We start from the raw sequence: 24466 nt of genomic DNA on the forward strand, positions 1-24466 counted from the left end.
ATATTCTCTTCTTAAAAAGCAGGAAGAGAAATGGCGTCCCATAGGGGGTTCGAACCCCTGTTACCGCCGTGAAAGGGCGGTGTCCTAGACCACTAGACGAATGGGACGCAACGTTTAAGGCATCGCCTCAAAGCGGGGCATATATTACTTTTCAGAAATATTTATTGCAAGCACTTTTTTTATCTATTTTCCTACAAAATCAATAACTTTTTCGATAGTGTTAGAATCATAGTATCAGCGTTATTTAAGAAACCGGTTTCGCTGAATATAAGCAGTTATTAGGATTATTTCATGAGCCCAACTTATATAGCACTTATTATCTTACTGGGTGTCGCGGTCATGGCCGGTATCGGCTTTGCGGTTCAGGATATTGAGAATAAGAAACGAGCGCGAAGCTTGAAGCTGGTTGGTTTGAAAACAGCCATTCGTCGGGCCTCACATCTATTCGAATCCTTCCCCCCTATTCTGATTACTAACGAAATCCGCTCACTCCTCGTCAAATATCTTGAAGTACGCTGGGCAGCAGTCGTTGAACTGGAAGCGACAGAATCAAACCGCCAACAAAGAGCTGCCTTTCAAGCCCTCGCAGTATCAGTACCTGAAGCAGTGAGCCACCCATCAGGATCGCTCAGCGTCTTTACCACTCAGAATGAAGCCGCGCGCGCTTTGGGTATTATTAAAGAGTTCGCCCAGTTTGTTGCAGAGATAAAGAATAAAGGCGAGATCAATGCGGACGTAGCAGAAGCGTTAACAAAAGATGCAAAGCGTCTATATATAAGAGTCGAAGTGGACTTCGACCTAATGAACGCACAAGAGACTGAGGCAACTCAGGGTCCGGAAGTAGTGATTCACCAGTATCGCAACTGTTTCAGTAAGCTTTCGAATCTAAATCAGAACCAGACCTTAGACCGCCAGCTCTACGAAATCAGAACCCATATCACTAACCTGGCGGAACAGATCGATCAGGATAATGAAGAGAAAAGGATCGCCAAAGAGAAAGAACAGGATTCAGGGAAGAAGTTTAACTTCTAAGAGACAACCTCTGCCCTTTCTGTCACTGGCTGCTCAGTTTCTGCTTTCTTCCATTCTCGGTCCACAAGTGCATCGGTAATTCCCGCCCCTGCCCACATTGAGGCCAGGGCGATCCAGGCAGTAATAGAGAAGGCAGATCCACCCGTTAATCCGGCACCGACAGCGCAGCCGCCGGCAAGCATCCCCCCCATGCCCATTAAGGTCGCCCCGGCTATATACCTGACCATGCTGCGTCCATCTTTAAACCCCTGCAGTTGATAAGACCGGGATAGCATTGCCGCCAGGAATGAGCCGATAAATACCCCTGGAACCAAGCCCACATCAAAATCCATCGGTGCGCCGCCCGGGGTCAAGAAATACATCAGAGTATCCGCGGATGGGCCGGTAAATGTCATGCTCTCGACCTGTGTAGGCTCAAAGGTCTGGTATGACATATGGTAGGTAAACCACCAGCCACCTACGACCATCAAGCCAACACCGATTGAACCTATCCAGGCCCAGGCGGTTAATTTGTTACGAATCCCATAAATGATAGCGATAACAGCACAGACCACACTGATATAGATTCCGGTGTAATCACCCAACCCCATGAAGCCGATCAGTTCTAAACCACCGTCATCATGCAAGACCCATGAATTTGCAACGCTATCGCGTGCTGGAGCAAAAATACCGCGAAGGCTCGCCTGGGCTACCGCGGCAAATAACAAACCAGAAAACAACGCCCGCAGGTTACCGGTTGCTGCGAGTACCAACAGACGTGCGCCACATCCGCGGGCGAGTACCATCCCCGCCCCAAACATTAGACCACCCAACACAGCACCGGAGAGGCTTCCATAGGAGGCCAGCATTCTTGAATCCGTAATATCCAGCTCACCTGACAGAATCAGTGCCTGGGTTCCGCCAACAGCGGCCGAAAAAGTCAGTAACCAGATAGCTACTTTAGGACCGATTTTCCCCCGAACGAACTCAACGACAGCAGCACGAAGACAAAACTGACTTCTTTGCGCAAACACACCAAACATGAGCCCGAGTACAAGCCCACCCAGCGCTGTTGTGCCACTTTCACCAAGATGATCGATCAGGAAATCAAAGTCCATAGGTCCAACCTGCTATTCAAATGATGCAGCGAACCTAAAACAAAGAAGCGATATTTATGAAGGAACGGTGCGATTTAATTACCAAATCGCATATTATCAAAACAAATACTTATAAAAATTGATCCACACCAAATTCAGACCAATTGATTAAGAAAAAACTAATTAAGCTATAACTTACATACAATTAATCAGCTGGCTTATCTTCAGTCGGCTCAGAGAGAGCAGCTAACGCTTCAAGCAAACGGTCAAATTCCAGAGGCTTTCGCAAGATTGTGCTGACATTGCCAACCTGGGTTATTCGCTTGATCTCATCCACATCCGCCTGCCCCGTAATAACCAGGCATTTTTGTTCAGGATACTTCTGCGAGATATACCCGACCACCTGATCGCCGTTCAGAACCGGCATTTTCACATCGGTTATAAAGGCATAACACTCACCGGCTTCCAGCTCTGCCAGTGCCGACTTTACCGAGGTAAATACATTGACATCATACTCTGAAGCCTCGCTGCGAAAACGTCGTTCCAGACTTCGTAGCATCATCTCTTCATCATCAAGAATGATTATTTTTCTTTGCGACATAGATCTCCCTCCCTTGCGTTCAATATAGCAAACCGAAAATAAAAATCGCACTTAGAGCAGCAGAATAATCTTCTATTTTCCACACCATAAGCAAACCTATTCACTGTTTATTCAACTCTTACAGTAGCTTCCACTGAACCTTACCCTTCATGGTTGACTGCTAATTAAGCTTCCTTCAATGTGCCGCCCTTTTTAAAAAATCTGGGAGCTTTGTATAGCCCTATGAATGCAGTAATTCTCGCGGTACTAACCATGTTAGTACTCAGCTTGTTTCGAACCCATGTTGTTATCGCTCTGCTTATCGGTGCTCTGGTCGGTGGTCTGACCGGGGGGCTTGGCATACAGGCAACTATCGATGCGTTTAACTCGGGTATCGGTGGTGGCGCCAGTGTCGCACTTAGCTATGCCCTGCTCGGTGGTTTTGCGGTTGCGATCGCACAATCCGGACTCCCACACGCATTGGCTAATCGCATTGTCATTCTGCTGGGCCAGAATCCTGATCCTAGTAAAGTTAAGTGGATCAAAAACGCTCTGTTGTTGGTTATTCTGCTGGTTGCTATGTCATCGCAGAATATCATGCCGATTCACATCGCATTTATTCCGCTACTGATTCCACCTCTGCTGCTGGCGATGAGTAAAATGCAAATTGATCGTCGTCTGGTCGCCTGTGTTCTGACCTTTGGCCTGGTCACACCTTACATGTTCCTGCCTGTTGGTTTTGGGGGCATCTTCCTGAATGAGATCCTGCTGAAAAACATCAGCAAGGGTGGCCTGGATGTCGAAGGTTTATCCGTCATCAATGCAATGGCTATTCCCGCCGCAGGCATGTTGTTCGGACTTCTGTTTGCTACCTTCATTAGCTATCGCGGCAAACGTCGCTATAACATTGAAAAGATCGAAGCGGTTGAAGACAGCAATCATAGTTACGGTAGCAAAGAGATCGTGGTTGCTTTAGCCGCTATCGCCCTGGCATTTGTAACTCAGCTATACACTAACTCCATGGTGATGGGAGCCATGCTTGGCTTTATTCTGTTCTCCATTACCGGTGTTGTTCGCTGGAAAGAGTCAGACGGCCTGCTTACCGATGGTATGAAGATGATGGCGACCATCGGCTTTATCATGATCGCCGCAGCCGGATTCGCTCAAGTGCTCAAAGAAACCGGTGAAATCGCAACGCTGGTTAGCAGCTCTGTAGATATCATCGGTGAAAACAAACCGATGGCCGCTTTCCTGATGCTGCTGGTTGGTTTGCTGATCACTATGGGGATTGGCTCCTCTTTCTCAACGATCCCAATCATCGCCGCGATCTATGTACCACTGGCGGTACAGCTGGGCTTTAGCCCGCTGGCGATTGTTGCCCTGGTCGGAACCGCAGCCGCATTAGGTGATGCTGGCTCTCCTGCGTCAGACTCTACGCTGGGCCCAACATCTGGCCTGAACGTTGACGGACAGCATAACCATATCTGGGATTCTGTCGTACCAACATTCCTGCACTACAACCTGCCCCTTCTGGTATTTGGCTGGTTTGCAGCGATTACCCTGTAAATGATAAAGCCAGCTTTTAAGCTGGCTTTATTTTTTCTGTTTTACGCGCCACTATCGCTAACCAATGCTGCAAATGCCGCGGCATTCCCACCGGCCGATAATAGTGCTCGACCATTTCAAACCCGGCCGCACGCAGATAGGCCTCGCTTGTTGCCAGCTCCATATAATGGCCATAACGCAGCCCGTTCATCCCTTCTCCTTCACCCCTAGGGTTTGAACTGAATAACACCCCACCCGGTTTTAAAGCGGTGAAGCAGGCTTTTAGTACCTGAGGGTAGAGCGCTTTCGGCACATGGAAGAGTGAAGCGTTAGCAAAGATACCATCGTAGCTTTCGGCAACCAGATCCAATTCAGAAAACGACTGATGCAGCACCTCACAACCGCTGTACTGCACCGCCATTTTACAAAACTCAGCACTACCATCCAGACCCACGGCTTCGTGCCCCTGGGCTTTAAACTTCACTAAATCACGGCCGGGTCCACAACCAAAATCCAGAATTTTTAATGATCGACTCGATGGCAGCGCCCTTAACAGTGCATCGATATTCTGAGACACATCATGATCACGGGTACCCTCCCAGAACTGTTCAGCCCGCTCCTCGTAGTGGGACAACGTCGATTGCTCGACCCGTTTCAACAGTTCAGGGGGGATTTGCGGATCACTGGCTTTAGACATCGGCCTTTCCTTATATGGATTTACCCTGTCAGATTAACAGCAATTTGTTGATTTATATCCATGCCTTTCATACTGGAAAGAGTAGAGTTAGCAACCTTATCGAATTGAAATCAGGTAAAGGTATCCGCTGTGAGCGATCAGTCTTCAACCTACGATGTCTTAATTATTGGGGCCGGCCCAGCCGGTTTAAGCTTTGCACGCTCTCTGGCCGATCTGCCGATCCGGGTCGCGGTGATCGAGCGCTCTTCATCCTCAATACTGGCAGACCCGCCTGAAGACGGTCGCGAGATCGCTTTAACTCATCAGTCAGTAGAACTGATGAAGGCCTGTGGAGCCTGGCAACGCTTACCCGCCGAAGATGTATCACCTATCGAGGGCGCAAAAGTCTTTGATGGTGACTCCAGCTACAGCCTCGATTTCGATAATGAAAAGGAACAGCTGGAAGCACTGGGTTATCTGGTACCCAATCATCAGATCCGCAAAGCTTATTACGAAGAGCTTTGCCAACACGACCATGTAGATATCATCACCGAAACCACCGTAGAGGAGGTTTCGACGGATGAACATAGCGGTCAGATCACCCTGAATAATGGCGCAACGCTCCATGCCAAACTGATTGTCGCTGCCGATACCCGTTTTTCCGAGATGCGCCGTAAAATGGGCTTGTCAGCCACCATGCGGGATTTCTCGCGCAGCGCCATTGTTTGTCGCATGGAGCACAGCGAATCCCACCAGCAAAATGCTTTCGAGTGTTTCCACTACGGCAGAACCACCGCGATTCTTCCGATGAATGGAAACCGCTCCTCTATCGTGGTCACAGTAAACAGCCGTGACGCCCAACACTTTGCTGAGATGAGCGAAGCTGAGTTCAACCAGAACATTGAGCAGCAACTCAACGGGTTACTCGGTGATATGCGCTTACTGGGTAAGCGTCATGTTTATCCTCTGGTAGCGGTTCATGCAAACCAGTTTGTTGGACGCCGCTTTGCGCTGATTGGGGATGCTGCGGTCGGCATGCATCCGGTAACTGCCCATGGCTTTAACCTGGGCCTTAAAGGTCAGGCCACGCTGGCAAAACTGATGCTCAATGCGATAGCTGAAGGTGAAGATTTCGCTTCAGAAGAATTGCTGAAAGCTTATGAAGCTGAACAGATGCGAACCACCCGGGTGATCTACTACGGTACTAATTTGGTCGTGGGGCTGTTCACCAATGAAAGCACCGCGGCAAAACTTGCACGTAAAGCCACCCTGCGCCTGGCTAATAATATTGCTCCATTGAAGCAGTTAATAACTGACTCCCTCACTGAAAAGAATCCGGATAAACCCAGCCCGATTCAGGAACTGACCAGCCACCTGCCGCCGGTACCAGAACAACTATCACCAGCTACAGTGAAGCAAAAATTTGAAAGCCTGATCCCCGATGCGATAAAGCCAAGAAATATTCTGGGACTTTAACCTTTTCACCCGCGACTAAACGCAAGCCATAAAAAAAGGGGGGAACCAACGGTTCCCCCAAAAATCGACGGTCCGTGGAGCGGACCAGAGCATTGAGCCAGAAACTCCTTTTAAGACCTAAAAGGAGACTTCTAAGTGCAGAAAGCATCAGGGTAAAGAGACGTCCCGCTACCCATATTAGCGGGAAGGCACTGCACCCTCCCCTGACAAAAGGGCGCAACACCAGAGGTCCTGTCTATGTTTAGGAAATCAGGCTTCCAGCAGACCTTCGCGCGTAACAAAGTCCAGCGTATCGTCCAGGCCTTTGCTTAGCTTCTCGATCATCTCATCGACCTGATCCTTGTTAATAATCAGTGGCGGACAAAATGCCAGTGAAGAACCTGCCACTGCACGGGTAATCATGCCGTGGTTCTGGCACGCCTGCATGGCAAAGCCGCCTACAGCGCCACCTTCAAAGGCTTTACCGGTTGCTTTATTAGCGACCATTTCGATCGCAGCGATCATACCTTCACCGCGGATCTCTCCTACTAGCGGGTGATCAGCAAACTCACGCAGACGTTTCTGCATGTAGTCACCCATCTCAGCCGCATGGCCAAAGATGTTGTCACGCTCGTAAATTTCCAGTGTTTTCAGAGCTACCGCACAAGCCACCGGGTGTCCGGAATAGGTGTAACCGTGTCCGAATACGCCCACCTGAGCACTTGGCTCGATCATCGCTTCGTACATATCGCCACGGATAACCGAGGCACTAATCGGCATATACGCAGAAGAAAGCTGCTTAGCCAGCGTCATCATCGCCGGATTTTCGATACCCATGGTACGGCTACCAAAATCGTTACCGGTACGACCAAAACCGGTGATCACTTCATCAGCCCAGAACAGGATGTCGTACTTATTCAGAATCGCCTGAACTTTCTCGTAGTAACCCTTCGGTGGAACAATCACACCACTGGCACCGGTAATTGGCTCGGCGATAAACGCAGCAATCGTATCGGCACCCTCAGCCAGAATCATCTGTTCCAGATTATTAGTAATACGGTCGACAAACTGTTCTTCAGTTTCGCCTGGCAGCGCGCCACGGTAGTAGTGAGGCGCATCAGTACGCAGAATACCCAGCGCTTCAAACGGCAGGTCGAAATGCGTATGGTTTGGTACCAGCCCAGTCAAAGACGCAGCAGCAACAGTGACGCCGTGGTAAGCACGGTCACGGGCAATAATCTTGTACTTCTCAGGCTTACCAATCGCATTGAAGTAGTAACGCAGCATTTTGATATGCGTATCGTTAGCGTCACTACCTGAGTTACCGAAGAACACCTTAGCGTTTTCAACCGGTACCATCGCTGATAGCTTTTCAGACAGGTCCATACCCACCTGGTGCGTCTTGCCACCAAACATATGTGAATAGGAGAGCTGCCCCATCTGCTGGTTAACCGTATCGATCAGCTCGCGGTTGTTGTAACCCAGCGATGTGCACCACAGACCTGCCAGTGCTTCAAAGTACTGCTTCCCCTGGTTGTCATATACATAGGCGCCATCACCACGCTCAAGGGTCAGCGTTTCAGTGGCTTTAAGGTTGGTAGTTGGATAAATAATTGTGCTCATAACAGGCTCCTCACAAACCGCCCATGCAGATATATTTAGTTTCTAAGTAATCATCCAGTCCATATTTAGAACCTTCACGGCCCTGACCGGATTCTTTAACACCACCGAACGGAATCACTTCGGAGCTAATCATCGTTTCATTCACACCGACCATGCCATATTCGATCCCTTCAGAGACACGCCAGATACGGCCGAGATCGTTGGTGTAAACATAAGAAGCCAGGCCAAATTCTGTATCGTTGGCCATATCGATCGCTTCTTCTTCGGTTTCAAATTTAAAGATCGGTGCTACCGGGCCAAAGATCTCCTCTTTGAACAAGCTCATATCACGGGTGACATTGGTCAGTACCGTTGGCTCATAGAAGTAGCTGCCCAGTTCACTCGGCTGGCCACCCTGAACCACCGTTGCACCGCTTTCCACTGCAGCAGTCACTTTGCTGTGAATATCACCCACCGCTTTTTCCGTAATCACCGGTCCATGAGTCGTCGCTTCTTCAAGCCCGTCACCAATGCGGAACTCAGCTACTGCGGCGCTGAACTTCTCAACAAAGGCATCGTAAATGCCCGCCTGAACCATAATGCGGTTCGCACAGATACAGGTCTGGCCGGAGTTACGGTATTTAGATACCAGCGCACCCGCGACCGCTTTATCCAGATCCGCATCATCAAAGATGATCACTGGAGCATTGCCGCCCAGCTCCATCGAAGTACGTTTTACGGTGTCAGCACACTGCTTCATCAACAGCTTTCCAACGCCCGTTGAGCCGGTAAAGGTGACTTTCTTAACCACCGGGTTAGAGGTCATCTCACCACCCACCGCTACCGCATCAGCTGTAGTGAGTACACTGAACAAACCGGCTGGCAAACCAGCACGCTCACCCAGTTCCGCAAGTGCTAAAGCTGACAGAGGCGTTTCAGCAGCAGGCTTAAGTACCATTGCACAACCCACCGCCAGCGCAGGTGCCACCTTGCGGGTAATCATCGCATTCGGAAAGTTCCATGGGGTAATCGCGGCAACTACGCCTACAGGCTGTTTAATCACAATACTGCGGCGATCCTGTGTTGCCGGTAGCACATCGCCATAAACTCGCTTGCCCTCTTCGGCAAACCATTTCAGGAAAGATGCGCCATACATAACCTCACCACGGGATTCGAACAGAGGCTTACCCTGCTCCGCCGTCATCAGTTGTGCCAGATCTTCCTGATTATCCAGAATTAGCCCATACCAGCGTTCCAGCAGATCCGAACGTTCTTTCGCTGGCAGCGCACGCCATGCTTTCATCGCTTTTTCTGCAGCATTGATCGCTTCTTTAGTCTGCACGGCCGTTACGCTGGCAACTTGAGCCAGCTCTTCGCCGGTAGCCGGGTTAATCACAGGGAAAGTCTCACCTGCTTCACCCGCAACCCACTGACCATTGATATAAGCATTGGTTTTTAGCAAACCGCTGTCTTTCAATTGGATTGGCATCTGTAATCTCCTGAACAATGTCGGCGCTTAACCTGCAGCCGCTCTAACATAGATACATTTATAGACCAGCTAATCCATGGCTTATATAATGATTTAAATGAATTTACATTTGGATATACAAAAGTATCCATAAACTACTTCATATATAGAGGTGACTAATGGGTCGAAAGAAAGCCGCCATCTCCGGACAACTGGCCGATGTGGATCTGCGTCTGCTCAGGGTATTCCGCTCAGTCGTAGAGTCGGGCGGGTTTACCGCCGCTGAGATTCAGCTGAACCTGGCGAACTCAACCATCTCTAATTACATCTCTGATCTGGAAAAGCGCTTAGATATGCGCCTCTGTGATCGTGGTCGTGGTGGCTTTGCCCTGACCGATCAGGGCAAAGAGGTTTATGAAGCCACATTGGAGCTGCTAAGCGCCGTCGATCAGTTCCGTAACCGGGTTAACCGCTCTCATAACCGAATATTTGGCCATCTACACCTGGGCTTTGCCGAACATATGCTGGGTGCACACCACTCCTGCATCGTTGCCGCACTAAATAACTTTTCCCAACAGGCCCCCGATGTACGGGTTCAGATTACCACGATGTCATCTGACGAGATCTGCACCGCGGTACTGGAAAAGAAAGTGGATATTGGCGTAACCGTATTGCCCCACTCCTTTCTTGAACTGAATACCCTAACCCTGTTTGAAGAGGAGATGCGCCTCTACTGCGGACCAGATCACCCCCTGTTTGATCTGCCCGATGAAGCGATCAGTGAAGAGGACCTTCTACAATATAAGTTTGTTGAGTCCCCCCGACTGATGCCCGGCCGCGAAGTTCTGCCAGAGATGCGCGCCTGGAATAAACACGCCAAAGCCCACCACCAGGAGGCCAGGGCCACACTGATATTAAGCGGCCACTATCTGGGCTTTCTACCGAAACACCTGGTGGAAAACTGGGGGATGGCAAATAACATGCGTCCGCTACTGACCCGCCAATTCGGTTACAGCAACAGTTTTGATGCGATCTGGCGTAAGAAGCACAGTAATGAACAGGTCATAACCACATTTACCCAGTGCCTGCATAAAAGCCTGCTCACGTCCTGACAGGCAGGTGCAGGAAAATCTAACGGCTTAACCTAATATACCCTTACGGGGGTATATAAAATGAATAGCGCCGAGACGTATCTTTGTTACATCTGGCAACAATCCCAATCAGGGTTTCCCGAACCGGGCATTCCTTATTCGGTATTGTTGATAAGAATAAGAATCCGGCGACCATGATCCGGTAGAACTAGAGAAAGAATATGTCTGCACCTCAACATACAACATCCTATTACGCGGCGTCAGCGAACGATAAAGCGCTTCGCCCTGCGCTAAAAGAGCACATTGAAGCGGATATCTGCGTCATCGGTGCAGGTTACACCGGTATGTCTACCGCGCTGCATCTGGCGGAAATCGGCTTTAAAGTCGTGGTTCTGGAAGGCACGCGCATCGGCTTTGGCGCTTCCGGCCGTAACGGCGGTCAGATTGTGCATAGCTACAGCCGTGATATCGATTTCATCGAAAGGCACTACGGTAAAGAGACCGGCAAAGCGATGGGTCAGATGGCCTTTGAAGGTGGTAAAATCATCCGCCGCTTTGTTGATCAATACAAGATCCAGTGTGACCTGAAAGACGGCGGTATCTTCGCCGCTTGCAACAGCAAACAGATGAAGGAACTGGAGGGTAAAAAAGCCCTTTGGGAATCCCACGGTCATAACAACCTTGAGCTGCTGTCTGCATCTGAAACCCAGACCTATATCGGTACTGATCGCTACGAAGGCGCGCTGCTGGATAAGTCCGGCGGTCACTTCCACCCTCTTAACCTGGTATTGGGTGAAGCGGCAGCATTCGAATCGCTGGGTGGAACCATCTACGAAGATTCGCCAGTCATTCGGGTTGATGAGGGGCCAAAACCTCACGTACACACCCAGACGGGCAGTGTCAGCGCAGATTACGTAGTGGTGGCAGGTAATGCTTACCTAAACGGCCTGATTCCAAAACTACAGTCAAAAGCGATGCCTTGCGGTACTCAGGTGATCACCACCGAACCGCTCAGCGAAGCGCAGCAGAAAGCGCTACTGCCACATGACCAGTGTGTTGAAGACTGTAACTACCTGCTCGACTACTTCCGTCTGTCTGGCGATGGCCGTCTGATCTACGGTGGCGGCGTGACATACGGTGCCCGTGAGCCAAGCAAGATTGAATCCCTGATCGTACCGAAGATGCTGAAGACCTTCCCGGAACTGCAAGGTGTGAAAATTGATTACGCCTGGACCGGAAACTTCCTTCTGACGCTGATGCGTTTGCCTCAGTTTGGCCGTATCGGTAGCAACATCTACTATGCGCAGGGTTACAGCGGTCATGGTGTGACTTGCTCTCATCTGGCAGGCAAAGTATTGTCTGACGCTATTCAGGGTCAGGCAGAGCGTTACGACGTCTTTGCTGGCCTGCCGCAGTATCCATTCCCCGGCGGAACCACCTTCCGAATCCCATACACAGCGATGGGCGCCTGGTATTACAACCTGCGAGATAAACTAGGCATCTGATCCGGTGACAAGGGGCGCACCGCGCCCCGCATAATAAGGGAGTCACACTCCCAGATCATTACAAGTGAAGCATATAAAAATAAGGTGTATCCATGAGCACTGATGTTACTCAGCCAAATGCTGCAAACCTGGCTGAATCTGAACAGGGTGTTAGCCAGCCGACTCGCTGGTTAGTTTTCTACGGTCTGATCATGGCCGGTTTTGCTTACCTCTCGACCCAGCACGTTGAGGGTGAATCTTACGGCTTCCAAAGCCTGCTGCCTGCGCTACTGATCCTGTTTGTTGCAGTGATCACCAAGAAACCGCTGGAATCGATTTTTGCCGGTATCGTTGCTGGTTTACTACTGCTCGACCCAACCAATATTGTCACAGGCCTGGGGGATATCTCCATCGCCGTGGTCATGGATGAAACCATCGCCTGGATCGTACTGGTCTGCGGCATGATGGGTGGCCTGATCAACATGCTGGAGCGTGGTGGAAGCGTGCTTAGCTTTGGTGAACTGCTGGCAAAACGGATTAAAACCAAACGCGGCACCATGCTGACTACCTGCTGCCTGGGTGTGATGGTCTTTATCGATGACTATCTCAACTCACTGGCGGTTTCCGCATCGATGAAAAACCTCACCGACCGCTACCGTATCTCCCGCGAAAAGCTGGCGTTTCTGGTAGATTCAACCGCTGCGCCGGTGTGCATTCTGGTTCCGGTATCTACCTGGGCGGTTTACTTCGCAGCATTGCTGGAAGAGAACGGCGCCACAGGCGAAGGCCAGGGTATGTCGCTGTATATCGAAGCGATTCCTTATATGGCTTACGGCTGGATCGCTCTACTGGTTGTGTTCCTGGTAGCCGCTGGCATTCTTGGCGATTTCAGTGCAATGAAGCAGGCGGAAAAGCGTGCTCAGGCCGGTCAGCCGATCCCTCCGGGCACTCAGCAAGATGGCTTTGATCTATCAGGCATTAAAAAGACTTCACCTATGGTGGGTCTGCTGAACTTCCTGATGCCGATGGCCGTACTGGTTGGTGCCAGTGTTTACTACGAAATAGATCTGCTGCTGGGTGCACTGGTGGCGTCCATGTTCACTATGGTGCTGTACTTCTGGCAGGGCCTGCTGAGCTTCGGCAAGCTGGTTGATTCCATGCTGGATGGCTTCAAAGTGATGCTGCACCCGATCGCTGTGGTCTGTGCCGGCTTCATGCTTAAAGAGGTGAATGACCAGCTAGGCATGACCCCTTACATTATCGATTCACTGACACCTTACCTGTCGAAAGAGCTGCTGCCAGCGCTGGTATTTGCCGCGATGGCTGCGGTGGTATTTGCTACGGGTTCAAGCTGGGGTGTCTTTGTGGTCTCCCTGCCGATCGTTATTCCGATGGCGCTGGCGCTGGGTATGTCGATGCCACTGACGGTTGGTGCGCTACTATCTGCATCTGCGTTTGGTAGCCACGCATGCTTCTTCAGTGATTCAACGGTGCTCTCTTCGCAGGGCTCTGGCTGTACACCGATGCAGCACGCTCTGACCCAGATCCCGTATGCACTGATCGGCGCGGTGATTACCTTTATAGCCTTGATCTTCCTCGGGTTTGCAATGGCATAAGCCAGCCCTGACTCCGTTTCGAAAACGCCCTTGCCTCCTCAATCAGCAAGGGCGTTTGCTTTTCTTAGGTTTATTTAGGCCATCACTTTTTTCTAGTCAGCACTTTGTTTGCTAAGCGAGAACACAATGACAATAAGATCCTCTCGTACCGCCCTTTTTCTTCTGCTGTTGGTCAGCTTCGTCTGGGGCGCTGAATTCGTCCTGATCGATATGGCGGTTGCCATTATGCCAACCCATAGTTTCAATACGTTCCGCTTTCTGATCGCAGCATTATCGTTACTACCACTGCTATGGATCGCCAAAGAGCAGATCAGATCTTCACAGTTCTGGAAACTATTAGGCGCGGGTCTGCTGCTGGGTTTCCTGTTGTTTATTGGCTTTTATACCCAAACCGAGGGGCTTCGCTACACCAGTGTATCGAATGCTGGCTTTATCACCGGGCTCAATGTGCCGCTGGTGCCAGTAATCGGTTATCTGCTGTTTCGCAAACAAGTGGGTAAGCATGTCTGGCTGGGAATCCTTGCCGCATCACTTGGCTTGTATCTGTTAACCATGGGTGGTGATCTGGAACTCAATCAGGGTGATCTTCTGGTCCTGACTTGTGCATTTGCCTTTGCTGCACATATCGTCCTAACCGGGCGCTTTGTAAATGACCTGCCCGTGGTAACCCTGAGTATTATTCAACTCACGGCGGTCGCGATCTACAGCACCCTGGCCGCTTGGCTTAGCCCTGAACCGGCGTTCTACTACCCGGAAGCCACACCTACCAGCTGGCTTGAACAGTTAAATCAGCCCATTGTGATCTGGGCCTTATTGATCGCAGGGCTGTTTGGTACCGCTTACGCTTACTGGGCACAGTCTGCTTGCCAGACCATTCTGGAACCGCACAAAGTCGCGCTGGTTTTCGCCACAGAACCGGTATTTGCCCATGTGACCGCCTGGATCTTTCTCGATGAGCATCTGGGGCCGCAAGGGTTTGTCGGGGCAGGATTAATTATCTGCGGGATGCTGCTGTCAGAGCTGGGCGATAGACGCAAGAAGCCCCATATGGAACCACTGGAGCACAGCACCTCGGTAAACTAAGTGCTTACTTACTGGTAAGCACTCAGACCGCGTGATTAATCTTTTGAACCGCGCACAGATGAGTACAGATCGCATCCAGATCGGTGATCTCCCTGCTCATCTCACGGGTCATATTAATAAGAAAGATGACAAAGTCACTGGCGAAGGAATCGCAGACCTGATGAAACAATTCGCATGAGACCTCAAGTACATAGCTGGTTTGCTCGGCCACCGCATCTCCTTTGCGCTCATGCAGGCCAATCATCCCCACATAACCGAGTTGCTCGCCTTTATGAAAATCGCGGATATGAATCTTCTGCTGATCTTCGTAGCGGTAGTAACCGAGTTTGCCATCCATAACAATATAGAAACGATCAGACTGCTCCCCTCGGGTAAACAAGTTCTCTCCCTGATCAAATTGCAAAACGCGTCCCTTATGCAGCAAAAAAAGCATACTGTCGCGACTCAAGGCTCCGAACATGGATAGCTCACGACAGTGGGTTTCAGAAAAGCGCGTTGTTACTTCAGATTCGGTAAGAATATACATGGGCATCACCTCACTGATGATCCATTTAACGCCTGAAACGGAATAATTCCCATACCTTTAAAGGTATAGGCGATAAAACCTCAGATGCCGAATTTATAGCCTAATCAATCTGTTATTTATCGGTTTAAGCGCTAAGTGCTGAGAGCATCCAGCCTGCAACAATATCCGTATCGAGGTTTTTCTTTGGTGGCATTAAGCCATCAAAGGCGATCTTGGTTTCCCGTTCAGGAAACAACTTGCCCTTAAGCTCGAGTAACTGCTCAAGGGTGTACTCATTCATAAATTCAGGATGCGCCTGGATACTCAAAACCTTTGGGCCGTAAGTAAAACCGGCATAAGGGCAAAACTCCGATGTCAGCAGCAACTCTGCTTGTTCAGGCATGCTGATTACCTGATCCTGATGCATCGCGTTAATTACGACTTCCTTCACCGCACCTTTGCCACATACCTGATAGGTAGCGTGACCCAGGCCCCAGCCCTTGTCCGACTTCTCAACCATAGCTCCCATCGCTGAGGCCATAATCTGATGACCAAAGCAGATACCGATTAGCGGCAGTTCTGCTGCAATGATCTCGCGGATCATTGCTTCCAACGGTTGCATCCATGGCAACTTATCGTAAACCCCGTGCTCTGAACCGGTAATTAACCAGGCATCGCATTCATTGATGTTGTACGGGAACTGCCCCTCGCGAAGATCATATGCCAGGTACGTTAGATCCACGCCCTGCTGCTCAAACAGATCGATAAACATCGAGGTAAAGCTACCGTACTTTGCATTCAACTCGCCGGTGGTATCACCGGTTACCAGAATACCTAACTTCACACCCAGCACTCCTGAGACGATTAAACCTCCATCGTCCACAGAACTGCCGGGCTTTGATATCTACCCGAGGGGGTATTTTTTATTCCTAGGAAAACTTAGGCGGGGATTCACAGCTCTTCGTAGATCGCATAAAACTTCTGCGCTTCACCCACGGTTTCCCAGGTACCCTGGTAACCCGCAGGGATGACAAACGCGTCGCCTGCATTGAGCTCTTCAACCTTGCCCTGACTATCGGTCAGAATCGCCTTGCCTTTGATCAGGTAACAAAATTCATCTTCGGTATAGTTCAGCGTCCATTTGCCGCTGTCGGAAGACCAGACACCACAAAAGAAGTTTTCTTTGCTGTTGGTAAAGAGATTATCGATCACCTCTTTTGGCGCACCGGCTAAAACCCGGTCGACCGCAATCGGCATCGCTTTATCTTCGAACGCTTGATGAGATGAATCAGCTACGACGCGAAGTAATTGTTTATGCATGTTAAACCTCAAATAGTTTTATTTTTAGAAACAAATAAAGACTGTTTGAGGTCGCTATTAATCGGTAAGGGAAAACGTAAAGAGCCTTCAGCGGTATATTAAAAGAGCCTTCAGACTTCTGCCTGGCAGCTTTCCAGGTGCTGACGCAGTAGCGCACAAAGCATGAACTTAAGATCGGTCAGAGTCCGCTTGGCCCGTTCACCACTCTGGTGAACCACCACCAGGAACACACTGTGGCTGGTCTCAAGATACAAACGCCCCAGACGCTCACGCTCTTTCAGATGACGGTTGATCCCCATGCGTTTGAAGATTTCCGCCATACGCGCAATCACAAGCTCATCGTGCTGGGCATCCAGCTCGCGAAGCTCCGGTACAGAGAACATCGCCTGCACCAGGGTCAGGACCGCCTTCTGGCGCTTATACACTTTAAGGTTCGCGGTGAGCATCTGCTCCACCAGCTCTTCCAGTGCCATCTCTTCCACCGGCCACTTGCCGATCTCGGTCAGCACTTTATCGATCTCTTCCAGCCAGCTCAGCCCCATCGCATAGAGGATGGCGTGCTTATTCGGGAAGTAGTGATAAAGCGAGCCCACTGAGATGCCGACCTCTTTGGCGATCAGAATCGTATTCAGATCATCAAAGCCAACCCGTTCCAGCAGTTCACTGGTCACATCAATGATCTGCTTGGAACGTTTTTTCGAACGTCCCTGCACGGGTGCATTACGCGGCTTAAGATCCTGCGACTTACGCTTTTTCTGATCCGCTTCTGAAACTTGATCCTTACCCATTCCTTGCCGACTCACCGAGAATTCAAATCGAAATTATCCTGAGCCGGCTAGTATAAATTAAAAGCGACCTCGAATCAGATCAGATTAGAAAAAACGGTCTCGCAGCGAGTAATAGAGCATCCCGGCCACCAGCCCGGGGAAGCGCAGCAAAGTTCCGCCAGGGAAAGTCGGCGTCGGTACGTTAGCGAACAGATCAAACTTCTCGGCGGAACCGCTCACTGCTTCCGCCATCAACTTACCGCCCAAGGTAGCCAGCGCCACACCATGGCCGGAGTAGCCCTGTGCCACAAACAGATTCTCTTCCACCCGGTCAAAGTAAGGCATCCGGTTCAGGGTGATCGCCAGGGTACCGCCCCAACCGTAATCGATACGCACATCTTTCAGCTGCGGATAGAACTCCAGCATATACTTGCGGACAAAGCTGCCAATATCAGCCGGGAACTTATTGCTGTAGTTTTCACCGCCGCCCCAAAGCAGGCGGTTATCACCGGAAAGCTTAAAGTAATTAATCACAAAGCGGGAATCAGCGACCGCCAGATCATCACGATTGATCTCACGGCATAGCTCATCGTTTAGCGGTTCAGTCGCCAGAATAAAGTTATTGATCGGCATAATTTTACCGGCAATACGCGGTTCCAGCTTACCCAGATAACCGTTACAGGCGAGCAGAATGTACTTAGTTTTCACCTGACCCTGATCGGTTTTAACCACCGAATGGCTACCCGTACTGTATTCAGTCACCCGGCTGTTTTCGTAGATCTTCACCCCGGCCTTATCAGCTGCAGCGGCAAGGCCCAGCGCATAGTTCAGCGGATGCAGATGGGCCGCATCGCTCCAGTATTCACCGGCAAAGTAACGATCAGTACCGAGCAAGTCGGATACTTCCTGAGCCTCTACATAGTGGATCTTGTCGTAGCCCAGCACTTTCTGTTTGTACTCAACGGTTTCGCGGATCTCGGCATTGTGTGATGCCTTGGCCGCCACATGGATCACGCCAGCTTTCAGGTCGCAATCAATTTCGTGCTTAGCGATCAGTTCACGGACCAGATCCACCGATTCCAGTGACATATCCCACAGGGCATCCGCCGCTTCACGGCCGACCTTAGCGATCAGATCTGGGGGGCTCATATTATGCCCCTGGCACACCTGGCCACCGTTTCGGCCCGATGCGCCCCAGCCGACACGCTCAGCTTCCAACAGGGTTACCGCGTAACCTTTTTCTGCCAGATGCAGTGCTGCTGACAGGCCGGTAAACCCCGCACCGATCACACAGATATCAGTTTCGACTTCCCCTTTAAGTGACGGGTAATCCTTTTTCCCGTTAGCGGAAGCAACATAGTAAGAAGGTTCATATCCTTTCGGATTCATAGTCTTGTCCCCAAAACGCCGAATTAAGCTTTAAAAGGTTGCTTAAGCGACGCATTCATACCCATAAAATGAAACGAGACCACACAACAAACCGAATAATAGTTCGAATTATTTAACCTTACAAGCCAATAATTTTGTAACTTTTTTAAATTTAGGTGTTGATTTAACCGTTTTCGTGATTTAGCCTAAAAACCGAATAATAATTCGAATTAGGCAAACCCACACAACAGATCAATCCGAATTATTATTCGATTTAAAGACATTGACGCTTTTTGCCACAGCACCTTTAAGAAGAAAGGTCTAAAGTGAAAGCTAAAGCCGCAAGGCAAAAAATAAGAATTGATATAGGTGATTTATGGAAGCCGTTACCAGGTTTCTCGAAGAGAACGCGATTACCGAAGTAGAATCCACCCTACCGGACATGACAGGTAATGCCCGCGGTAAGTTCTACCCAACCCAGAAATTCCTCGCTGAAAAAGGCGGCCGTATCCCGGAAACCCTGCTGGTACAGACCGTCACCGGAGACTGGGCAGACAACCATTACGACATCGTCGATGCCAGTGACCGTGATATGGTCCTGAAGCCCGACCCGAATACACTGCGCCTGGTGCCCTGGGCTAACGAACCCACCGCACAGGTAATCAACGACTGCTACACCGTTGATGGGGAACTTCACCCGCTCTCTTGCCGTTCGGTACTGCGCAAAGTACTGGCGCTTTATGAGAAGGAAGGCCTGAAACCGGTGATCGCACCGGAAGTCGAGTTCTACCTGATCCAGAAAAACACCGATCCGGACTATGAGCTAAAGCCGGCAATTGGTCGCTCCGGGCGTCGTGAAACCGCCCGCCAGTCTTACAGTATTGATGCGGTAAACGAGTTCGATCCAATTATCGACACGTTATATGACTACTGCGAAGCGCAGGGACTGGACGTAGATACCCTGATCCATGAAACTGGTGCGGCACAGATGGAGATCAACTTCCTCCACGGCGACCCGCTGGATCTGGCCGATCAGGTATTCACCTTTAAACGCACCCTGCGTGAAACCGGCATGAAGCACGGTGTCTATGCCACCTTTATGGCTAAGCCGATGCAGGTTGAGCCGGGTAGCTCCATGCATATTCACCAGAGCCTGGTGGATATCGAAACCGGCGAAAACATCTTTGCCGGTAAAGAGGGCGAGCGTTTCTCTGAACAGTTCTACCACTACCTGGGCGGCTTGCAGAAGTTTACGCCGAACGCGATCAGCTTCTTTGCGCCGAATGTTAACTCCTACCGTCGTTTCACGCCGGAGATGTCCGCACCGGTGAACATGAAATGGGGTATCGATAACCGCACCACCGGGCTTCGTGCACCGGAAGCAGTACCAGCAGCCACCCGTATCGAGAACCGCTTCCCGGGTGCTGACTGCAACCCTTATCTGGCCATTGCGGCCACCCTCGCCTGCGGCTACCTGGGCCTGAAGAACAAGCTTCAGCCAACCAAGCCTACAACCGATGCGGCAGCGGAAGAAGGCGATGCAGTGGAACTGGCCCGCACCCTGGAAGAGGCACTTCGCCTGCTGGAAGAGTGCCCGGAACTGCGTGAAATCATGGGGTCTGAATTTGTTGAAGCCTATATCGGCGTGAAACGTGCCGAGTTTGAAACCTTCCACAAAGTGATCAGCTCCTGGGAACGTGAGTACCTGCTTCTGAACGTTTAATCCGCTGAAAGATTTTACTTAAGACAGCGCCTGCTCTGTGTCCGGAGCAGGCTGCAAAACTAAAGATGTGAGGCAAGAAAATAATGAAAACAGCGCAACCCTCTCGCTTTAAACTTGGCCTTCCGGCCGCGGCTCTGGGCCTGGGAATGGGTCTGGCTTCTCTGAGTGGAACCGCCATGGCGCAGGAAGAGTTAAAACTTTACAACTGGTCCGACTATATCGCTGAAAGCACCATCGAGCGCTTTGAGCAAGAGACTGGCATTAAAGTGACCTACGATGTCTACGACAGTAACGAAACCCTCGAAGCCAAGTTGCTGGCCGGTCACTCAGGTTATGATCTGGTAGTACCCAGCTCACACTTTATGGCTCTGCAGATCCAGGCCGGTATTTTCCAGCCACTGGATAAATCCATGCTGCCAAATATGGTGCATCTGGACCCGAGCCTGATGGACACTCTGAAAAAGAAAGACCCGGACAATAAATACGGCATCCCTTACCTTTGGGGCACCACCGGTATCGGTTATAACCCGGAACAGGTCAAAGCCGCGCTGGGCGAAGATGCGCCGGTCAATAGCTGGGAGCTGGTATTTAATCCGAAGTATATGGAAAAGCTGCAATCCTGTGGCGTTACCTTCCTGGACTCATCGGATGAGATGTTCTCCTTTGCGATGATCTACGCCGGTATGGATCCGAACTCCAACAGCCGTAAAGATTTCAAACCGAGCAGCCCGGGGGTTAAAGCCCTTAAGGATGCCCGCCCCTATCTGAAACAGTTTACCTCCTCCCAGTACATCAACGATCTGGCGAATGGTGATAGCTGTGTCGCGGTGGGTTTCTCCGGGGATATCTTCCAGGCCGCGGCGCGCGCCGAAGAAGCCGGTAACGGTATCGTGGTTGAGTACAGCATCCCTAAAGAGGGCAGCGAGATCTGGTTCGATATGCTGCTGATCCCGGCGGATGCCAAGAACGCTGCAAACGCGCACAAGTTTATCAACTATCTGCTGCGCCCGGATGTAATCGCTGAGATCACCGATTACGTGTGGTATGCCAACCCGAACAAAGACGCGACCGATCTTATTGATCAGGAGATCGCAGGCAACCCGGCGATCTACCCAACCCCAGAGACCAAAGCAAACCTGTTTATCAGTGAGCAGGTCCAGCCGAAGATCGCCAAGATTCGTAACCGGGTCTGGTCCGATATCAAAGCGGGTCGTTGATCGCTGGTTAGAAATACTTAGTAGTCGTTTTTAGACTTGTTGGTGCAGACGAGTCTTCAGCCCCGGCCTTGCCGGGGCTTTTTTGTGGGGTAACGCCTCAAACACGAGCAGCTTTCTGCGTCCGAGTGCTTTGATTTGTTATGCGCGCAGTCTTAGAATCTCTTTGCAATTGCTGCTATCTGCTTTGGTGTTGTCGCTTGAATCGTGTCATCAGCACTTCTCAAATACGTCTCTTCACCTACGTATGACATCTCAGTTTGTGGTGGAATGGTTATTGTAATGATGCCCAAGCCATAAAAGTCATTAAAATCAATATTTGATAATACTTGATCACGCAAACCAATGGATAAGTCTGAATTTCTGATGCCATCTTTCCATTTTGAAAAATACTGCTCAATCGTAATTCCTAAAACTGTAGCTTCTCTTGATACACCTACAACATAACGTTTACCTATCTTTCTTGCTTCAATGCCATCAAGCTCATGAACTCTATTTTTATCAGCTTCCTTATCAGCCACTCCAATTATAATTTTACTGCTGTTATTAGGCCCGTTATTAGCCATCGCACAGATTGTCTTGACTATTTTTTCTATTATATTGTTGTCTACTTTCCTCTCAGGACTTAGGCTTAGTAAGCCTTGTTTCAGCTCATAATTTGCAAGTTCGATTTCAGAGCGCCGAATTGAACTTTGTATGTCAACGGTAGAGTGCGCTCCGTAGATGTGATTAGTATTGTCTGAATCAACAAAAGAACCCGAAACAAGTCCCTTTATCGTATCAATATTTTTTCTTCTTTCTTCAGGGGAACCCGCTTTCCTGCTAGATTCGATTCTTGCAGTTAGATTGTTTATAGAGGCTTTTGCAGATGAATAGTCTGAAATGATTTTGCTCTCTTGAACGAATAGTTCATGCAGTGCGATGAATAATGCTGCAAATGTTGATGGAAATGGGTTTGTCGTTGACTTGTTAAAAATAATATCTCTTAACTTTTCAAAACCATCTGCATTACATATTTTTTCAATTTCCTCAACGCAGTATTTAAATTCCTCGGAAATTTTTGTCGAGCCATAAACATCCAATGAATCCAGTACTCTTTTACATTGGTCACTGCCATTGAGATATATTTTATCCAAGGCGTCTTTTGACCTTGTGACCAGCTCACCGCGAACGATAGATGCAACTATATCAGCAATACATTGCTCATCTAGGCTATCTCTCAGATCGGTAGATCGAAGAATGCCTTGTGCTACCCAGAAAACCTCTTCGGCTCTTACTTCATAACCATGTTTAGCCATTGGCAAATCAACACTTATGGCCGGCATCAAGCTTAGAGGGACAGTGTCAAGAGAATCATCTCCACGAATTTGGCAAGCAATATGCCTCACTATATCTGAAAACTCATTCTGTACTCCGGCTTGCCGCCTCTCTTGATCACTTAATCTATGACCATATGTATTGATTCTATCAAATACATCATTAACCTCATCTTCAGTAACATTACGCATTACTGAAATAGCCAGAGTATAATCGAGTATTGTTGACACTTGACTTCGTTCGATTAACTCTCCCGTTTGATTCGACTGAAATACTCCCTCATCAGCTTGGCTTTTCGCAGTTGGGAAATACTCTAGATTGAAATGGTTACCATCTAGCGTTGGAAAAGAAGTCTCGATAAATGAGATAATCGCATGTAGCCTTTGAAGGCCATCAATTATTTCGAATTCGCCTGAAGTATCCCTCTCCGCAATTAATATCGCGGGTATCGGGTACTTCTTCATAATCGACTCTATTAGCTTTTGCTTTTCTTCCAATGTCCAAACTAGTTTTCTTTGATAACGGCGATTAACGTTGAGCTTACCTTCCTTGTACCAATTATATACTGATTGTATTTACGTGGGTTGTGATGCTAAATCTGCCACTTTTATCTCCTTTATAATATTCTTAACTCGTAAACTTGAATGAATATCGCATAAGATTTTAATAACGATCGTGCGCGTTTTGCTGACAACACGGAAAACAAGAAGAGCAGCAATCGATTGAATCTAAATAATTTTTAGACAGCACCGCCATTTTCCTACGATAAAAACAAGCATGCGCGTTTTGATAAGCTGCCGTGCTAACGAGTTCACACAGTCATATCCCTAAGTGCTTAATTTTTAACTGCTTTATTAGATAAATACAAGAGTGAGAACAACCATTTCTTGGTCTATATCAACTAATGGATGACCTGTTAGGAATGGGACAAAAGAAAAGCCTTACAGATAAGCCTCAACCGCAGACAAACAGCGCTCCACCGTAGCCTCTTTCTCCCCCACTGGGGCGACATAGTGGATCGCCGCTTTTGCCGCTTCCGAATCCGCCCGTTTAGCGATCACCCAGGTCGCCAGATATTGAGAGGCCAGACAGCCACCGGCGGTGGCGAGGTTGCCTTCGGCATAGAAGGCCTGATCAAGCACGTTTACGCCCGCTTCCTGCACCCAGGGTTTAGTGGTCAGGTCGGTGCAGGCCGGAACGCTGCCGAGCAGATCCATCGCAGCCAGCAGTAAGGTACCGGAGCATTGTGCGCCGATCAGTTGTGTTTCCGGGTTAAGGTTTAAGCGGTTTAAGATCGCTGGATCTTTTGCTATATCACGGGTCAGCATACCGCTGCCCACCAGCACCACATCGGCTGTGTTAGCAAACTCAAGCGGTTGCTGGGCCTGAATGGTTACCCCGTTCATTGAGGTGACGGTTTCAGTGGGGCAGGTAATCTGCACGTTCCAGCCTTCTGGCTTCATGCGGTTAAGAATGCCCGAGGCGATAAAGGAATCTAGTTCGTTAAAACCTTCGAATGTCAGGATTGCGATGTCCATATAGCG

General features: G+C 49.6%; 21 protein-coding genes and 1 tRNA gene. 9 read left to right on the plus strand and 13 right to left on the minus strand.

Annotation, left to right across the window (positions count from 1 at the left end; translation table 11 throughout):
- Positions 1-31: 31 nt before the first annotated feature.
- Positions 32-107 (minus strand) — tRNA-Glu (locus tag MED92_RS15520).
- 184 nt (positions 108-291) lie between these two features.
- Between MED92_RS15520 and MED92_RS15525 the strand changes: the two genes are divergently transcribed.
- Positions 292-1032 (plus strand): hypothetical protein, encoded by a 741-nt coding sequence (locus MED92_RS15525; protein ID WP_007022525.1) that lies wholly within the window; start codon positions 292-294, stop codon positions 1030-1032.
- On the opposite strand, the gene MED92_RS15530 is transcribed toward MED92_RS15525, so the two are convergent.
- Both MED92_RS15530 and MED92_RS15535 read right to left on the minus strand, forming a co-directional pair.
- Positions 1029-2129, minus strand: a complete 1101-nt coding sequence (locus tag MED92_RS15530) for a YeeE/YedE family protein (RefSeq protein WP_007022526.1) — start codon at positions 2127-2129, stop codon at positions 1029-1031. The genes MED92_RS15525 and MED92_RS15530 overlap by 4 nt on opposite strands.
- Before the next feature lie 184 nt (positions 2130-2313).
- Entirely contained in the window at positions 2314-2709 is a 396-nt protein-coding gene (locus MED92_RS15535; protein WP_007022527.1) for a response regulator, read from the minus strand.
- Between the two features lie 222 nt (positions 2710-2931).
- On the opposite strand from MED92_RS15535, the gene MED92_RS15540 reads away from it, so the two are divergent.
- Positions 2932-4254: a Na+/H+ antiporter family protein gene (locus tag MED92_RS15540; protein WP_007022528.1), complete on the plus strand. Its 1323-nt coding sequence runs from the start codon at positions 2932-2934 to the stop codon at positions 4252-4254.
- A gap of 16 nt (positions 4255-4270) precedes the next feature.
- Here the strand turns inward: MED92_RS15540 and MED92_RS15545 are convergent, their stop codons facing one another.
- Positions 4271-4930 carry a class I SAM-dependent methyltransferase gene (locus tag MED92_RS15545; protein WP_007022529.1) on the minus strand — a complete coding sequence of 220 codons (660 nt, stop codon included), beginning with the start codon at positions 4928-4930 and terminating at the stop codon, positions 4271-4273.
- A 129-nt stretch (positions 4931-5059) separates the two neighbouring features.
- Between MED92_RS15545 and ubiM the strand changes: the two genes are divergently transcribed.
- Positions 5060-6385, plus strand: coding sequence for a 5-demethoxyubiquinol-8 5-hydroxylase UbiM (ubiM, locus tag MED92_RS15550; protein WP_007022530.1), 1326 nt, complete (start codon positions 5060-5062; stop codon positions 6383-6385).
- A 249-nt stretch (positions 6386-6634) separates the two neighbouring features.
- Here ubiM and MED92_RS15555 read toward each other — a convergent pair whose 3' ends face one another.
- Complete coding sequence (locus tag MED92_RS15555; RefSeq protein ID WP_007022531.1) at positions 6635-7987, minus strand: aminotransferase; 1353 nt, start codon at positions 7985-7987, stop codon at positions 6635-6637.
- Between the two features lie 10 nt (positions 7988-7997).
- Positions 7998-9455 carry an NAD-dependent succinate-semialdehyde dehydrogenase gene (locus MED92_RS15560; protein ID WP_007022532.1) on the minus strand — a complete coding sequence of 486 codons (1458 nt, stop codon included), beginning with the start codon at positions 9453-9455 and terminating at the stop codon, positions 7998-8000.
- Between the two features lie 158 nt (positions 9456-9613).
- Between MED92_RS15560 and MED92_RS15565 the strand changes: the two genes are divergently transcribed.
- The 4 genes from MED92_RS15565 to MED92_RS15580 all read left to right on the plus strand — a co-directional run bounded on the left by MED92_RS15565 (position 9614) and on the right by MED92_RS15580 (position 14708).
- A complete protein-coding gene (locus MED92_RS15565) occupies positions 9614-10546 on the plus strand; it encodes a LysR family transcriptional regulator (protein WP_007022533.1) in 933 nt (310 codons plus the stop codon).
- A gap of 200 nt (positions 10547-10746) precedes the next feature.
- Positions 10747-12030 (plus strand): NAD(P)/FAD-dependent oxidoreductase, encoded by a 1284-nt coding sequence (locus tag MED92_RS15570; RefSeq protein WP_007022534.1) that lies wholly within the window; start codon positions 10747-10749, stop codon positions 12028-12030.
- A 92-nt stretch (positions 12031-12122) separates the two neighbouring features.
- Positions 12123-13625 (plus strand): Na+/H+ antiporter NhaC family protein, encoded by a 1503-nt coding sequence (locus tag MED92_RS15575; RefSeq protein ID WP_007022535.1) that lies wholly within the window; start codon positions 12123-12125, stop codon positions 13623-13625.
- 126 nt (positions 13626-13751) lie between these two features.
- Positions 13752-14708, plus strand: a complete 957-nt coding sequence (locus tag MED92_RS15580; RefSeq protein ID WP_007022536.1) for a DMT family transporter — start codon at positions 13752-13754, stop codon at positions 14706-14708.
- 22 nt (positions 14709-14730) lie between these two features.
- Here MED92_RS15580 and MED92_RS15585 read toward each other — a convergent pair whose 3' ends face one another.
- The 5 genes from MED92_RS15585 to MED92_RS15605 all read right to left on the minus strand — a co-directional run bounded on the left by MED92_RS15585 (position 14731) and on the right by MED92_RS15605 (position 18689).
- Positions 14731-15234: a Crp/Fnr family transcriptional regulator gene (locus MED92_RS15585; RefSeq protein ID WP_007022537.1), complete on the minus strand. Its 504-nt coding sequence runs from the start codon at positions 15232-15234 to the stop codon at positions 14731-14733.
- Positions 15235-15358: 124 nt separating this feature from the next.
- Entirely contained in the window at positions 15359-16057 is a 699-nt protein-coding gene (locus MED92_RS15590) for a glutamine amidotransferase-related protein (RefSeq protein WP_007022538.1), read from the minus strand.
- Positions 16058-16164: 107 nt separating this feature from the next.
- Complete coding sequence (locus MED92_RS15595) at positions 16165-16533, minus strand: cupin domain-containing protein (RefSeq protein WP_007022539.1); 369 nt, start codon at positions 16531-16533, stop codon at positions 16165-16167.
- Positions 16534-16643: 110 nt separating this feature from the next.
- Positions 16644-17321: a TetR/AcrR family transcriptional regulator gene (locus MED92_RS15600; RefSeq protein WP_007022540.1), complete on the minus strand. Its 678-nt coding sequence runs from the start codon at positions 17319-17321 to the stop codon at positions 16644-16646.
- A gap of 84 nt (positions 17322-17405) precedes the next feature.
- Positions 17406-18689 carry an NAD(P)/FAD-dependent oxidoreductase gene (locus MED92_RS15605; protein WP_007022541.1) on the minus strand — a complete coding sequence of 428 codons (1284 nt, stop codon included), beginning with the start codon at positions 18687-18689 and terminating at the stop codon, positions 17406-17408.
- A gap of 355 nt (positions 18690-19044) precedes the next feature.
- Between MED92_RS15605 and MED92_RS15610 the strand changes: the two genes are divergently transcribed.
- On the plus strand, positions 19045-20391 hold the full coding sequence (locus MED92_RS15610; RefSeq protein ID WP_007022542.1) for a glutamine synthetase family protein: 1347 nt from the start codon (positions 19045-19047) through the stop codon (positions 20389-20391).
- A gap of 83 nt (positions 20392-20474) precedes the next feature.
- Positions 20475-21608, plus strand: a complete 1134-nt coding sequence (locus tag MED92_RS15615) for a polyamine ABC transporter substrate-binding protein (RefSeq protein WP_007022543.1) — start codon at positions 20475-20477, stop codon at positions 21606-21608.
- A 152-nt stretch (positions 21609-21760) separates the two neighbouring features.
- Here the strand turns inward: MED92_RS15615 and MED92_RS15620 are convergent, their stop codons facing one another.
- Together MED92_RS15620 and MED92_RS15625 are read right to left on the minus strand one after the other, a co-directional pair.
- Positions 21761-23497 carry a DUF262 domain-containing protein gene (locus MED92_RS15620; RefSeq protein ID WP_040663128.1) on the minus strand — a complete coding sequence of 579 codons (1737 nt, stop codon included), beginning with the start codon at positions 23495-23497 and terminating at the stop codon, positions 21761-21763.
- A gap of 366 nt (positions 23498-23863) precedes the next feature.
- Positions 23864-24460 carry a DJ-1/PfpI family protein gene (locus MED92_RS15625; protein WP_007022545.1) on the minus strand — a complete coding sequence of 199 codons (597 nt, stop codon included), beginning with the start codon at positions 24458-24460 and terminating at the stop codon, positions 23864-23866.
- Positions 24461-24466: the final 6 nt, after the last annotated feature.

The organism is Neptuniibacter caesariensis (genome assembly GCF_000153345.1).
Lineage (GTDB): Bacteria > Pseudomonadota > Gammaproteobacteria > Pseudomonadales > Balneatricaceae > Neptuniibacter > Neptuniibacter caesariensis.

Excerpts from the sequence above, each read along its gene's own strand:
- MED92_RS15625 (WP_007022545.1), bottom strand. The coding sequence starts at position 24,460 with ATGGACATCGCAATCCTGACATTCGAAGGTTTTAACGAACTAGATTCC.
- MED92_RS15615 (WP_007022543.1), top strand. The coding sequence starts at position 20,475 with ATGAAAACAGCGCAACCCTCTCGCTTTAAACTTGGCCTTCCGGCCGCG.
- MED92_RS15575 (WP_007022535.1), top strand. The coding sequence starts at position 12,123 with ATGAGCACTGATGTTACTCAGCCAAATGCTGCAAACCTGGCTGAATCT.
- MED92_RS15525 (WP_007022525.1), top strand. The coding sequence starts at position 292 with ATGAGCCCAACTTATATAGCACTTATTATCTTACTGGGTGTCGCGGTC.
- MED92_RS15555 (WP_007022531.1), bottom strand. The coding sequence starts at position 7,987 with ATGAGCACAATTATTTATCCAACTACCAACCTTAAAGCCACTGAAACG.
- MED92_RS15530 (WP_007022526.1), bottom strand. The coding sequence starts at position 2,129 with ATGGACTTTGATTTCCTGATCGATCATCTTGGTGAAAGTGGCACAACA.
- MED92_RS15570 (WP_007022534.1), top strand. The coding sequence starts at position 10,747 with ATGTCTGCACCTCAACATACAACATCCTATTACGCGGCGTCAGCGAAC.
- MED92_RS15605 (WP_007022541.1), bottom strand. The coding sequence starts at position 18,689 with ATGAATCCGAAAGGATATGAACCTTCTTACTATGTTGCTTCCGCTAAC.
- MED92_RS15585 (WP_007022537.1), bottom strand. The coding sequence starts at position 15,234 with ATGTATATTCTTACCGAATCTGAAGTAACAACGCGCTTTTCTGAAACC.
- MED92_RS15610 (WP_007022542.1), top strand. The coding sequence starts at position 19,045 with ATGGAAGCCGTTACCAGGTTTCTCGAAGAGAACGCGATTACCGAAGTA.
- MED92_RS15535 (WP_007022527.1), bottom strand. The coding sequence starts at position 2,709 with ATGTCGCAAAGAAAAATAATCATTCTTGATGATGAAGAGATGATGCTA.
- MED92_RS15600 (WP_007022540.1), bottom strand. The coding sequence starts at position 17,321 with ATGGGTAAGGATCAAGTTTCAGAAGCGGATCAGAAAAAGCGTAAGTCG.
- MED92_RS15595 (WP_007022539.1), bottom strand. The coding sequence starts at position 16,533 with ATGCATAAACAATTACTTCGCGTCGTAGCTGATTCATCTCATCAAGCG.
- MED92_RS15580 (WP_007022536.1), top strand. The coding sequence starts at position 13,752 with ATGACAATAAGATCCTCTCGTACCGCCCTTTTTCTTCTGCTGTTGGTC.
- MED92_RS15540 (WP_007022528.1), top strand. The coding sequence starts at position 2,932 with ATGAATGCAGTAATTCTCGCGGTACTAACCATGTTAGTACTCAGCTTG.
- MED92_RS15565 (WP_007022533.1), top strand. The coding sequence starts at position 9,614 with ATGGGTCGAAAGAAAGCCGCCATCTCCGGACAACTGGCCGATGTGGAT.
- MED92_RS15545 (WP_007022529.1), bottom strand. The coding sequence starts at position 4,930 with ATGTCTAAAGCCAGTGATCCGCAAATCCCCCCTGAACTGTTGAAACGG.
- MED92_RS15560 (WP_007022532.1), bottom strand. The coding sequence starts at position 9,455 with ATGCCAATCCAATTGAAAGACAGCGGTTTGCTAAAAACCAATGCTTAT.